Raw genomic sequence first — 12,334 nt, forward strand, 5'->3', positions numbered from 1 at the left:
AACTACAAAAGAAGTGTCCACAGAGTCATGAGACACCAACTGTCCACGAAGTCATGAGACATGAAGTGTCTACGAAGTCCTGAGACATCACAAGCGCTGGGAACAACCACAAGTGCCAGTCAGTTGGGTGGGGCTAGTAAACAGATCCTTGCAGGATTTCGGACAATCGGCCGGCCGCACGCTTGAGCTCGGGAACCCCGGCCTTGAGTGCTTCCTCCGTGGCGGTCTCCACGGGACTGGTCAGGGAGATGGATTCGCTGGGCCGCGCGGTGGGGTGTGGAACTGCGACGGCCACCGAGAGCACGCCGGTGGCCCGCTCGTCCTCCGAATAGGCGAAATCAACCCCGTCCTGGGGGAGGCGGCTGCGGAGTTCCTCCACCGTGAAGGTGTCCTTCTCGTGGCCTGCCGTGATCGCCGCTGCGGTCACTTGGTCCAGCTCGGCATCAGGTGCCGCCGCCAGCAGGATTTTGCCGGCGGCTCCAACGGTGAGGGGCAGCCGCTTGCCCAAGGGAAGGTCGTAGCGCAGCGGAGATTCGCCGTCGACGCGTGCCACCAGGATCCGTTCAAAGCCGAGGCGGGTGTACAGCGAGGCCGTAAGCCCGGTTTGGGTGGCCACCTGCTGCAGGATGGGCCGCGCGGCGACCACCAAAGGATCGTTCTCCAGGTAGCTCCGCGCTGCGGGCAGTACTGCCGGGCCAATGCGATAGGACTTGTCCGTTTGGCTGACCATGCCGAAGTCCTGCAGGACACGCAGTATCCGCAATGTGGTGGGAAGGCTCATTCCGCACGTCCGGGCAAGGTCGCTCAGCCTTTGCGGGCGTTCGGCCCGCTGCAGCTCGGCAAAGACTTCCATGGCCCTGGAGAGGGAACGCATGTTGGCGGCCTTGGGGCCGTCCTCGGCTGCGCCGGCTGAGTGCGTGGAGCTCACGGTCATCCTTTCATTCTATGTAACTTCCTTGCGCTTGACATGCATTGTGGCTCCTGTCACTATTTCTTCATACGCAATGTTCTTTCATTCTATGAAATGAAGATCCGCATAATGTAAGCGTTGGAACGGACTCTGACGGTCTGCGGAATGCAAAGAACCACCAAACGTAAGAAGGAAACCATGACAACGGAGTCACTTATCGCCGAGCCCCGGGCCAAGGGGCGGGTGGCGAAATCCGTGCTCGCGGGGATTGGCGCTTTCGTCGCAGTCGGCGTCTATGTCCTCATCAGTTCCATCGGCCTCGGCCTCTGGACCACCCTTGGGCCCGGGCCGGGCTTGTTCCCCTTTGCCATGGGCGTCCTTCTGGTGGCCATGTCCGGCATCTGGCTCGTCCAGGAGCTCCGCAAACCCAGCGAAACGCCCGGGGGAGTGGACGGCGGGCTGGTGATTGCCGTCGTCGTAAGCCTGGCGGTACTGGCCGCCGTCCTTGACCTGCTCGGCTTCCAACTGGCCATGTTCCTGTTCCTGCTCTACCACCTCAAAGTGCGTGGGCGCCGGGGCTGGATCTCCTCGCTGATCATCGCGCTCGCGGGCAGCGTGGGGGCCTTCTACGCCTTCAACTACGGGCTCAACGTCGCCCTGCCCACGGCGGGCATCCCCTTCCTGAACTCGATCGGACTCTAGACGTGGACACACTCAACGAACTGCTTGGCGGCTTCGCTGCGGCGATGACCTGGCAGAACCTGATCTTCGCCTTCCTCGGTTGCCTGCTCGGCACCATCATCGGAGTGCTGCCGGGCATCGGTCCCGTGGCCGGCGTCGCGCTGCTCATCCCGCTCACCATGAACCTCGATGCCACCGGGGCGATCATCATGCTGTGCGCCATCTTCTACGGCACGGCCTACGGCGGAACCATCACCAGTGTCCTGCTGAATACCCCCGGCGAAGCAGCCTCGGCGATCACCACCATCGACGGTTATGCCATGACCAAGATCGGCAAGGCCGGAGCGGCCCTGACCATTGCCGCCGTCGGGTCCTTCGTGGGCGGAACCATCGCCACGCTGGGACTCGTGGCGGCCGCGAAGCCGCTGGGTGAGATGGGCCTGCTGGTTGGCCCGCCGGAATTCTTTGCCTTGATGGTGGTGGGCATCTCGCTGCTTGTTGCGCTGGCCGGCAAGTCCATGGTCAAGGCGCTCATTTCCGGAGCCTTGGGCCTGCTGATCTCCATGGTGGGCATCGACCCCGTTGCCGGCGCTCCCCGGTTCACCTTCGGCTCGGACAACCTGCTTGACGGCGTCAGCTTCGTGGCGGTGATTGTGGGCGTATTCGGACTGTCGGAGATCCTCTCCTACCGGAAGGGGGCCACGGCGGACACCGTCCACGCGCCCGGCTTGAAGTCGCTGCTGCCCAACCGTACGGAGTGGCGCCGCAGTGCTCCATCCATGGCCCGCGGCACCGGCATCGGATTTGGCCTGGGACTCATCCCCGGCATGACGGGTTCGGTGTCCTCGCTGCTGGCGTACGGAGCCGAGAAGAAGTTCTCCAAGCACCGCAACGAGCTGGGACACGGAGCCATCGAGGGCGTCGCGGGACCGGAAACGGCCAACAACGCTCACGCCAACGCAGCCCTCATCCCGCTGTTTACGCTGGGCATTCCGGCCTCGCCCACCATCGCCGTGCTGATGGGCGCGTTCCTGCAGCAAGGGCTGACCCCGGGTCCCACCCTCTTCACCGAACACTCCGAGATCGCCTGGGCCATCATTGCCAGCCTGTTCATCGGCAACCTGCTGTTGCTGCTCCTGAACGTTCCGCTGGTGGGCCTCTGGACCTCCATCCTCCGTGTGCCGGCGTCCATCCTGACAGCCCTGATCCTGCTCTTCATGGTGATCGGTGCCTACACCATCAACTTCAATGTCTTCGATGTGTTCGTCATGATCGCGTTCGGACTGCTTGGCCTTGCCCTGCGGCACCTCGATATTCCGCTGGCCCCCATGGTGCTGACGCTCGTGCTCGGGCCGCTCATGGAGAGGTCCCTGCGCGAGTCGCTGGAGATCTCCCAGGGCGACTTCGGAATCTTCGTGAACCGGCCCATCTCCATGGTGCTGATCGGGGTGGGGCTCCTCATTGTCCTCAGCCCGCTGCTCAAGCTCCGTAAGCCCAAGGCGCTCACCGAAGACCCGGAAACGTAAACAAACCTTCATCGCCACGTTCTACCCGCATCACTTCAAAGGAGAAGACCCCCATGCCCCGTGTACGCATCGCTGCTGCCTTCGCAGCCGTAACCCTGATGGCCCTCACCGGCTGTGGCGCCAACGCCGGCGCAGCCAACAATGCCGCCGACGACTTCCCCAAGAAGGGCAAATCGATCGACTTGATCGTCTCCTTCTCGTCCGGCGGCGCCGTGGATACCGCGGCCCGGCTGGTCCAGCCCATCCTCGAAAAGGAGCTCGGCACCAACGTCGAGGTCATCAACAAGCCAGGTGCCGGCGGACAGATCGGCTACACGCAGCTCACCAGCGCCAAGCCGGACGGCTACACCATTGGCGCCACCGGTTCGCCGTCCGTCGTCGTTTCCCCGCTGGACCCGGCCCGCGGCGCCAAGTACACCCGCGACAGTTTCCAGCCACTGGGACGCCAGGTCATTGACCCCACGGTCATCGCGGTCCAGCCGGACAGCCCGTACAAGACGCTCAAGGAGCTCCTTGATGCGGCCAAGGCCAAGCCCAAGTCCATGACGGCCAGCACCACGGGGCTGCAGACCGGCGAACACTTCGCGCTGGCCCAGATGCAGGAAACCACGGGGGCGGAGTTCGCTCCCGTGCACTTTTCCGAAGGCGCCTCCCAGGCAACCACGGCCTTCCTCGGCAAGCATGTGGACATCCTGGTGGCCAACGTCAGCGACGTCACGGACCTGTCCAAGCAGGGCAAGGCACGTGTGTTGGGTGTCATGACGGCCGAGCGTGCGCCCTCGCTCCCGGACGTGCCCACGTTCAAGGAATCCGGCTACGAGCTCGAGGCCGGCACGGTCCGTGGGTACTCAGCGCCGGCAGGCTTGCCGGACGCCGTCGCCAAGAAGATCGAAGCAGCCCTGCAAAAGGCGATCGAAGATCCCACAGTGGTCCAGAAGATGAAGGACCTCGGCCTGCAGACGAGCTACCTGAACGGCTCCGACTACAAGCAGTTCTGGGCCTCCCAGGAAGAGGACTTCAAGAAGGTCCTGCCACTGGTCCAGAAGAAGGACTAGCCCAGAAGAAGGACTAGCCCAGAAGAAGGACTGGCCCGGCCGGGCACAACCCTCCAGAAAGAAGAAGAGACACCATGACATCTCCCGTCCTCGACCACATCGACGCCGACTTCCCCCGTCCCGACCGGGCAGTGTTGGATCGCCTGTCGAAGTTGCCTGCCGCCAACATCGGCGACGCGATGGACCGGCTTGGCGTGGCCGACTCGGCCATCCAGGCCATCTGGTCCGGCGCCCGCCTGGCCGGGCCGGCGTTCACTGTCTGGACCCGTCCGGGTGACAACCAGGGCATCCACCAGGCCCTTCAGGTGGCCCGGCCCGGGGACGTGATTGTGGTAGCCGGTGGCGCCGACGAATCGCGGGCTTTGCTGGGCGAACTGATTGGCGAAAAGGCCATCAACCTCGGCATCGCAGGCTTCGCCCTGGACGGGGCCGCCCGGGACGCGGAGGCCCTCGCCGAGATCGGAATGCCCGTCTTCGCACGCGCCATCACCCCGGCCGGACCGTACAAGAACGGTCCGTCCAGGCTGGGTGGCCCGGTAGCCTTCGGCGGCGTGCCCGTGATGCCCGGCGACATCATCATCGGCGACCCGGACGGCGTGGTGGTCATCCCGCGCGAGCAGGCTTCCGCCGTCGCCGACGCCGCCGAGGCGGTCTTCGCCGACGAAACCAGCCGGCGGGCAGCGATCATCGCCGACCGCCACAAGTAAGACGCCGGAACACGCCGGAACACGCCTGGACCTGCCGGAGCCAAGCAGCGGACCTCCGTTCCCGGTCCGGCAGGTCAGCACCGGCGTGCCCACTGAACCCCACAGAAAGACAGATCATGACAGTTTGCACGGTCATCGGCCTCGGAGAAGCCGGAGCCACCTACGCCGCAGCGCTCGTTGCTGCCGGTCACCACGTCAAGGGGTTCGACCCCGTGGCACCGTCCACGCCGGCCGGGGTTGTCCGTGCTTCGACCGCAGCTGAAGCCTGCACCGGGGCGGACATCGTCCTGGTCCTGACAGGGGCGGCCGCTGCCCCCTTCGTCGCCGAAGAGTGCCTTCCCGTCCTTGCCGAGGGCAGTTGCTACGCAGACTTCACCTCTTCCGCTCCACAGGTGATGCAGGAACTCGGACGCATTCCGTCCGGGGCGCTCTTCGCTGACGTCGCCATCCTCGGCCCGGTGCCGACACAGGGTGCCCGGACACCCCTGATGGTCAGCGGTCCCGGTTCCGCGGCGGTAGCCGCGCTGCTCGCTCCCCTGGGTGCCGACGTCGAAATTGCCGACGGCGAACCGGGCGCTGCCATGGCGCACAAGCTCTTGCGGAGCGTCCTGATGAAAGGTTTGGCGTCGGTGGTTGTCGAGGCGGTCACGGCCGGGCGGGCAGCCGGGCTGGAGGAGTGGATCCGTGGCCAGATCGCCCGCCAGTTGGCCGGCGACGGACAGGCAGTGATCGACCGCTTCCTGGTGGGCACAGCCAAGCACGCGCAGCGCCGCTCGAAGGAAATGCAGGACACCGCGGGCTACCTCGCGGACGACCTGAAAGTGCCCGCAGAAATGACGACGGCGGCTGCCGCGGCCCTGGTGCGGATGGCCGCCGAACCAGCCCAGCCTGCGGCAGCCTTGCGCTAAGCGGCACAGCGGGAAGAATCGGGACAAGAGCAACAATGAAGTACGCAGCAGCTACGCCAACCCCGTCAGGAGCAACGCCATGATCGGCATCTGGGCCCTCGGAGCCTATCTTGCCGTGATCCTGCTTTGGACCACCCTGTTGAAGCGCAGTGTCGGGGAAGCGATGATCATCGGCTTCCTCGCCGTCCTGCCGTTCACCGGAGCCGCCGCAGCCCAGGTGGGTTGGGCGTCGCTGTACTCCGCAGTGACGGACGAGATCGTGTACGCCACCATGGCGTTCGTTTTCATGGGGTATCTCCTGGACAAGACGGGTGTGCTGGACAAACTGATCGACCTCTTGAACTCGATGATCGGCGGCGTGAAGGGTGGCCCGGCCTGGGTTTCCACCGTGGCATCCGCGGGCCTGGGAGGCGTGGTCCACAACCAGGCAGCCATCGCCGCGACCGTGGGTTCGGTGACCATCCCGTGGATGGAGAAATCCAAGTTGGACAAACCGGCAGCTGCCACGCTGGTGGCGGGAAACGCGGGCATGGGCATCACGTTCCCGTTCAGCGCCTCCATGTTCGTGCTCGTGGGATCTGCCACCGTCGGCCCGCTGCTGAACGTCAATGACCTCGTGCTGCCCTTGCTGGTGGGTGGCCTGTGGTGCTTCCTGCACCGGCTGGTGGTGACCTGGCTGTTGGTCCGCAGAAGCGGCATGACGCCCTTGGATCCAGCCCATCGTCTGGTGGTCAGGACGGCGTTCGGCCAAGGCTGGGCAACGCTGCTCCTCTTCGTGGTGGTGGCTGTTCCGCTGATTCTCACCTCGGGAGCCATCGCCTCCGCCCTGTCCGACTGGACCGGCGGGGACGTCGCCAAGTCCTTGAGCGTCATTGTGTGGATCCCCGTGGTCCTCATCATCACGGGCGCACTGCTGGGGTGGAAACTGCTGCCCCGGAACGGCAGGGCCTGGTGGGACCTGCTGCAGTCATCGGCTCCGCGCTTCGGGGTGGTGGGAATCACCGTGGTGTTTGCCTTCGCCGGGGCCAATGCGCTCGCCGCCACCGGGTTGCCGAAGCAGATGACCGCACTGCTGGGCCAGATGAACCTGCCGCTGTGGCTGCTCGCGATCCTGATCGGGCTGATCGTGATCACCGTAGCCGCGCCGCTGTCCGCCACCGCCACCATGGCCGCCGTCGGAACCGTGGGCGTAGCCACCCTGGTGGCAGCCGGAGTTCCGGCGACCACCGCAGCCGTCGCCGTGCTGGTGTTTTCCTCCTGCGAGGCCGCGGTCCCGCCAGGCGGTGCCCCGCTGTACGTGGCGTGCGGGATCGCCGACGTCAACCCGATCAAGACCTTCTCCAGGCTCCTCACGCACTATGCCCTGCCACTGCTGGGCATTGGTGTGCTGATCATCCTGGGCATCCTCCCCATCTAAGGAACACCCCATGCAACAGATACGACGAGCCATCCAGGTAGTCTTCGTGATCACCCTCGCTTTGCTCCTGGCCGGGGGAGTGGTGTTCGTGGTGGGACAGGCCGCGGGATTGGCGGCCGGGCAGGGCGTTTGGCTGACGTTCCTCAACGAGTTCTTCAAGCCGGGGATGTGCGTCGCGGCCTCTGTGTGTGCCATGGCTGGGTTTCTGCTGAGCTACAAAAGCCGGCAGGGAGCGGAAACGAAACAGGAGGCAGGCACGCGATGAAGGAATCACCAGCCGGCTATCCGAGCTACGCCCAGTTGCTGCGGCGCGAAGGGCGGCTCGCCGGGACATCATGGGAGCTCTTCCCCGAGAAGGACCGCGGGACGCCGTCCTTCATTACCCCTGAAGCGGTCCTTGCGGCGAAGGAATGCATCCGAACCGGAACGGTTTTTGGCCTGGACTACGCAGCCGACGATTTCGACCCCGGGATGTCGCTCAAACGTGGTGCACCCCGGCACATCATCTATTCAGCCCACCCGGCACACCGCGACGACTACCTGGACGGTTACTACCTCCAAGGGTCCACGCAGATCGACGGGCTCCGCCACCGGCGGGCGGACGATGTGGGTTTCTACAACGGCACCCCGGACCATCTGGTGTGCGAAGGCACCCCGGAGCTCGGCATCCAGGAATGGGCGGAGCAACCTATCGTCGGGCGGGCTGTACTGGTTGACCTCGAAGGATACCGAGCGGCGCAGGGATCCCCGATCGACCATCCGGCCGGCGAACCGCTCGGACTGGGGCTGATTCAGGCCGCCATCGAAGCCCAGTCCCTTGAGCTCAGGCCGGGCGACATCCTGCTGCTGCACACCGGCTGGTGCGAGTGGTTCCTCGGGCTTCCATTGGAGGAGAAACGGGAGGTCCGTTCCAGCCGCAAAGCAACCGGGGTGGAACAGTCCGGCGAATTCGTGGCCTGGGCTTGGGACAACCGGCTCGCGCTGCTGGCAGCCGACAACTTCGCTTTCGAATGCCTCCCGGCTGTTCCGGACAGCCCGTTCCTGGAGTCGGCTCCCAACGACAACGGGATGATGCACCAGCAACTCCTCGCCAAACTGGGCATGCCGCTCGGTGAACTGTGGCGGCTGGGTCCGCTGGCCAGGCACATGCGGACAACCGGTGCCTGGGAGGCGTTCGTCAGCGTCAAACCACTCAACATCGTGGGCGGAACCGGGTCGCCCGCCAACGCGACGGCGCTGACCTGAGTACTAATCGTCGGTGAAATCCCCGGCATCCCTGCGGAAGGTGCCCAGGACGCGGATGAGGTGGTCGACGTCGTCGTCCTCGAAGCCCGACTTGCCGAAAACCTCGGCGTTGAGCGCCGCCGTCGCTTTTTTCGCAAGGGCGCGGCCCTCGGCGGTGAGTTCGATCAGCGTGGTCCTGCCGTCCGTGGGGTGCGGCGAACGGGCCACCAAGGCCGCCCGTTCCAAACGGTCGACGGCGTTGGTCACCGAGGTGGGATGCACCTGCAGGAGGGCGCTGGCTTTGTTCATGGGCAGCGCACCGCTGCGGGCGAAGCTGAGCAGGGCGAGGAGTTCGTAGCGCGCGAAGGTCAGGCCGAAGGGTTTGAGGACCGTTTCGATGCGGGCTAACAGGATCTGCTGCGTGCGCATGATCGCGGTGATGGCAGCCATGGGCGCGGCGACATCGCCCCAACCATGCCGTTCCCAGTTCCGTTGGGCGTCGGCAATGGGGTCTCGGGGGAGCGGGTTGCCCATGGGCCTCCTTGGTGGTGTGGGGGACTAGTCTTTCAGATTCGGGAACTCTTCTTCCGTGTATTCCACGCCCAACCCGGCGGGCAGCGGGCCGTCCCCATGCCGTTTGATCTCCGTGCCGCGCAGCTCAACCCGGCGGATCTTGCCGGAGATCGTCTTGGGCAGTTCGCCGAATTCGAGCCTGCGGATCCTCTTGAACGGGGCCAGGTGCTCCCGGGCGTAACGGAGGATGTCCTCTGCGACGGCGGGTCCGGGTTCGTAGCCGGCAGCGAGCACCACGAACGCTTTGGGCACCGAGAGCTTCAGCGCGTCGGGCGAAGGTACGACGGCGGCCTCCGCCACTGCGGGGTGTTCGATCAGGACGCTTTCGAGTTCGAAAGGCGACAAACGGTAGTCCGATGACTTGAAGACATCGTCGTCCCGGCCGACGTACGTGATCACGCCATCAGCGACCCGGCTGGCCATGTCTCCTGTGTGGTAGTAGCCGTCACGGAAGGCTTCCGCCGTTTTCGCCTCGTCTCCGAAGTAGCTTTTCATGAGTCCCACGGGCCGCGGGTCCAAGCGCAAGCAGAGCTCGCCGTCGTCGGCCTCTTCACCGGTGAGCGGGTCCACCAGGACGACGTCGTACCCGGGCAGCGGCCTTCCCATGGAGCCGATCCTCACCGGCTGTGCAGGAGTGTTGGCGATCTGGACGGTGGTCTCCGTCTGGCCGAAGCCGTCCCGGATGGTCACGCCCCAGGCTTCCTCCACCTGGCCGATCACCTCCGCGTTGAGGGGTTCGCCTGCGGAAACAACCTTGTGGGGCGGGTTCTTCAGTTGGGTGAGGTCCGCCTGGATGAGCATCCGCCACACCGTGGGCGGGGCGCAGAAACTCGTGACACCCTCGCGGTCCATCTGTTCCATGAGGGCTGTGGCACTGAAGCGATCGTAGTTGTAGATGAAAACGGAGGCTTCGGCGATCCACGGGGTGAAGACGTTGGACCAGGCGTGCTTGGCCCAGCCGGGAGATGCAACGTTGAGGTGGATGTCGCCGGGTTCCACGCCGATCCAGTACATGGTGGACAAGTGACCCACGGGGTACGAGGTGTGGGTGTGCTCCACCAACTTGGCCCGCGACGTGGTGCCCGAGGTGAAATACAGCAGCAGTGTCTCGTCCGCGTGTGTGGGGGCGTCGGGAGTGAAGTCCGTGCCGGCGTCGTGGGAGTCTTCGTACTGTTTCGCGTCAGCGACGGTGCGTTCCCGGCCCACCTCTATGAGCGTGTAGTTTCCTGTGACCTCGGCGAACTTGCCGATGTTTCCGCTGCCGACAGCAACCCATGACGCCCCGCCGCGCTCCACCCGGTCCTGCAGGTCGCGGGCGCCCATGAGCGTGGTGGTGGGGATCAGGACGATGCCGAGCTTGATGCCCGCCAGCATCAGCTCCCAGAGTTCCACCTGGTTGCCAAGCATGACGATCATGTGCTCGCCGCGTTTGACTCCTTGTCCGCGCAGCCAGTTGGCCACTTGGGACGACCTCTCCGACAACTCCTTGAACGTGCGCCGGGTGGAACTGCCGTCCTGCTCGACGATCACGAGTGCTGCTTGGTTTTGCCGTTCCGGGGTAGCGGCGATCTGGTCAAACCAATCCAAGGCGAAGTTGAAATGTTCGAAGCGGGGCCACTGGAACTCGCTGTGGGCCTGCCCGTAATTCTCGCGAAGCCCAAGCAGGCGGTCGCGGGCCGCACGGAAGTCGTCGGTGACTGTCATAGTCCGCCTTTCGCTGGGGCATCGACGCCGGACCTGGCGTTTGGGGGCCGCTGAGCCGGCCTAGTGATCCACATCACCTTGCAATATACTAGGACATCCAAGGGTTTGGAAGAGCCTGCGCGGGACATGACGAAGGGGTCACATGCTCGACGAAAAAGCCGGCACGGCCACAAGCGGTGCGGCCAAGGAAAATGTCCTCCCTCCTTATCCGGAGGCGGACCTGATGTACGTGGTGGACCTGCTCCCCGACGGGGAACGCGCCCGCTACGCCGAGGTGCGCGAGTTCCTTCAGGGACAGGTGCGGGCCGCCAGCATCGACTACTGGAACCGGGAAGAGTTCCCCTTTGGCCTGCTGGCCGATATGGCCAAATTTGGGCTCGGGAGGCTGCAAACGGATGGCTCATCGAAGCTCTTCAAAGGCCTCATGTACACCGAGATCGCCAGGGCCGATGTTTCGCTCTCCGCGTTGGTGGGCATCCACAACGAGCTCATCGTCGGAATGATCCACGAGTTGGGGTCCCCCGAGCAGAAACAGCGGTGGTTGCCGGGGCTCGAATCCTTCACGCAACTGGGCGCCTTCGCACTCACGGAACCTGACCACGGCTCGGACATCGCCGGAGGACTCTCGACGACGGCGCGGCGCGACGGCGGCGAATGGGTCATCAGCGGCGCCAAGCGCTGGATCGGCGCCGGTACCATCGCGGACTTCGCCCTGGTGTGGGCCCGCGATGAAGCCGACGGGCACGTCAAGGGGTTCATCGTGGAAACGGACCGGACCGGTTACTCGGCAACAAAGATCACGCACAAGATCGGCCTGCGCATCATGCAGAACGCGGACATCGTCCTGGACGAGGTCCGGGTGCCCTTGGACAATCTCCTTCCTGGAGCTACCGAGTTTTCCCGCGCCAACGATTTGCTGCGCGACTCCCGGGCGTGGGTCGGATGGCAGGCCGCGGGGATTCAGCTCGCGGCCTTCGATGTGGCCCGAAGCTACGCGTTGAGCCGGTTCCAATTCGGCCGGGAGTTGGCACGCTTCCAGCTTGTCCAGCAACAGCTCGCGGACATCCTGGGCAATGCCCACGCTTCGTTGTCCCTGATGGTGGAACTCGCCCGGATCCAGCAAGCGGGAAAGCTGGAGATGGTCCAGGCTGCCATGGCCAAGGCCACCACCACCCGTTTGGCCAGAGCCTCCGTGGCGATGGGGCGCTCGCTGCTGGGCGGCAATGGGATCACCACGGATTACGAGATGGGGAAACTCTTCGGAGACGCCGAGATCCTCTACACCTACGAAGGCAGCTACGAGATCAACTCGATGATCGTGGCCCGGGCTGTGACGGGCAAGTCGGCGTTCGTCTGAGGGGCACATGCCCTGCTCCTGTCCTTGATACCTTTGCGCGCTCTTGGTCCTGATGCCTCGGCGTGCGGCCGTCCGTGCTCTGGGTCCGTTCGCCGCGCTGGATGTGCCTGCGGCCGTAGTTGTACATCCGTAGTACTGGGCGAATCCACGCGCGCCGCAGCCTATCTCCGTAGCGGGGTGTGGTGGTGGTTTCGTCGGGGTTTTTGGGTGGGGTCGAGGTGTGGTGGTGGGGTGAACCAGGGGATGCCGTTGTTGGTGGTGATTTTCCATTG

General features: G+C 64.7%; 12 protein-coding genes. 9 read left to right on the plus strand and 3 right to left on the minus strand.

Features of this window, described 5'->3' with window-relative positions; genetic code table 11:
- Window positions 1–133 precede the first annotated feature (133 nt).
- Window positions 134–934, minus strand: coding sequence for an IclR family transcriptional regulator (locus ACIQT2_RS23640; RefSeq protein WP_400337352.1), 801 nt, complete (start codon window positions 932–934; stop codon window positions 134–136).
- A 174-nt stretch (window positions 935–1,108) separates the two neighbouring features.
- Between ACIQT2_RS23640 and ACIQT2_RS23645 the strand changes: the two genes are divergently transcribed.
- The 8 genes from ACIQT2_RS23645 to ACIQT2_RS23680 all read left to right on the plus strand — a co-directional run bounded on the left by ACIQT2_RS23645 (window position 1,109) and on the right by ACIQT2_RS23680 (window position 8,449).
- Window positions 1,109–1,612 (plus strand): tripartite tricarboxylate transporter TctB family protein, encoded by a 504-nt coding sequence (locus ACIQT2_RS23645; RefSeq protein WP_400337350.1) that lies wholly within the window; start codon window positions 1,109–1,111, stop codon window positions 1,610–1,612.
- A gap of 2 nt (window positions 1,613–1,614) precedes the next feature.
- Window positions 1,615–3,117, plus strand: a complete 1,503-nt coding sequence (locus ACIQT2_RS23650; RefSeq protein ID WP_400337348.1) for a tripartite tricarboxylate transporter permease — start codon at window positions 1,615–1,617, stop codon at window positions 3,115–3,117.
- Window positions 3,118–3,170: 53 nt separating this feature from the next.
- A complete protein-coding gene (locus ACIQT2_RS23655) occupies window positions 3,171–4,172 on the plus strand; it encodes a tripartite tricarboxylate transporter substrate binding protein (protein ID WP_402951639.1) in 1,002 nt (333 codons plus the stop codon).
- A gap of 74 nt (window positions 4,173–4,246) precedes the next feature.
- Window positions 4,247–4,879, plus strand: a complete 633-nt coding sequence (locus tag ACIQT2_RS23660) for a methyltransferase (protein WP_402951641.1) — start codon at window positions 4,247–4,249, stop codon at window positions 4,877–4,879.
- Window positions 4,880–4,995: 116 nt separating this feature from the next.
- A complete protein-coding gene (locus ACIQT2_RS23665) occupies window positions 4,996–5,787 on the plus strand; it encodes a DUF1932 domain-containing protein (protein ID WP_402951644.1) in 792 nt (263 codons plus the stop codon).
- Between the two features lie 79 nt (window positions 5,788–5,866).
- Entirely contained in the window at window positions 5,867–7,204 is a 1,338-nt protein-coding gene (locus tag ACIQT2_RS23670; RefSeq protein ID WP_402951647.1) for a TRAP transporter large permease subunit, read from the plus strand.
- Window positions 7,205–7,214: 10 nt separating this feature from the next.
- Window positions 7,215–7,469, plus strand: a complete 255-nt coding sequence (locus ACIQT2_RS23675) for a hypothetical protein (protein WP_402951650.1) — start codon at window positions 7,215–7,217, stop codon at window positions 7,467–7,469.
- On the plus strand, window positions 7,466–8,449 hold the full coding sequence (locus ACIQT2_RS23680; RefSeq protein ID WP_402951653.1) for a cyclase family protein: 984 nt from the start codon (window positions 7,466–7,468) through the stop codon (window positions 8,447–8,449). The genes ACIQT2_RS23675 and ACIQT2_RS23680 overlap by 4 nt, the downstream gene beginning before the upstream one ends.
- A gap of 3 nt (window positions 8,450–8,452) precedes the next feature.
- On the opposite strand, the gene ACIQT2_RS23685 is transcribed toward ACIQT2_RS23680, so the two are convergent.
- The gene (locus tag ACIQT2_RS23685) at window positions 8,453–8,962 is read right to left on the minus strand and encodes a MarR family winged helix-turn-helix transcriptional regulator (RefSeq protein ID WP_400337334.1); all 510 of its coding nucleotides are present in this window, start codon (window positions 8,960–8,962) and stop codon (window positions 8,453–8,455) included.
- Between the two features lie 24 nt (window positions 8,963–8,986).
- On the minus strand, window positions 8,987–10,705 hold the full coding sequence (locus ACIQT2_RS23690; RefSeq protein ID WP_402951657.1) for an AMP-binding protein: 1,719 nt from the start codon (window positions 10,703–10,705) through the stop codon (window positions 8,987–8,989).
- 142 nt (window positions 10,706–10,847) lie between these two features.
- Here ACIQT2_RS23690 and ACIQT2_RS23695 point away from each other — a divergent pair, with 142 nt between their 5' ends.
- Entirely contained in the window at window positions 10,848–12,062 is a 1,215-nt protein-coding gene (locus ACIQT2_RS23695) for an acyl-CoA dehydrogenase family protein (protein WP_400337331.1), read from the plus strand.
- Window positions 12,063–12,334: the final 272 nt, after the last annotated feature.

The organism is Paenarthrobacter sp. NPDC090522 (assembly GCF_044769225.1).
In the GTDB taxonomy this organism is placed as follows: Bacteria; Actinomycetota; Actinomycetes; order Actinomycetales; family Micrococcaceae; genus Arthrobacter.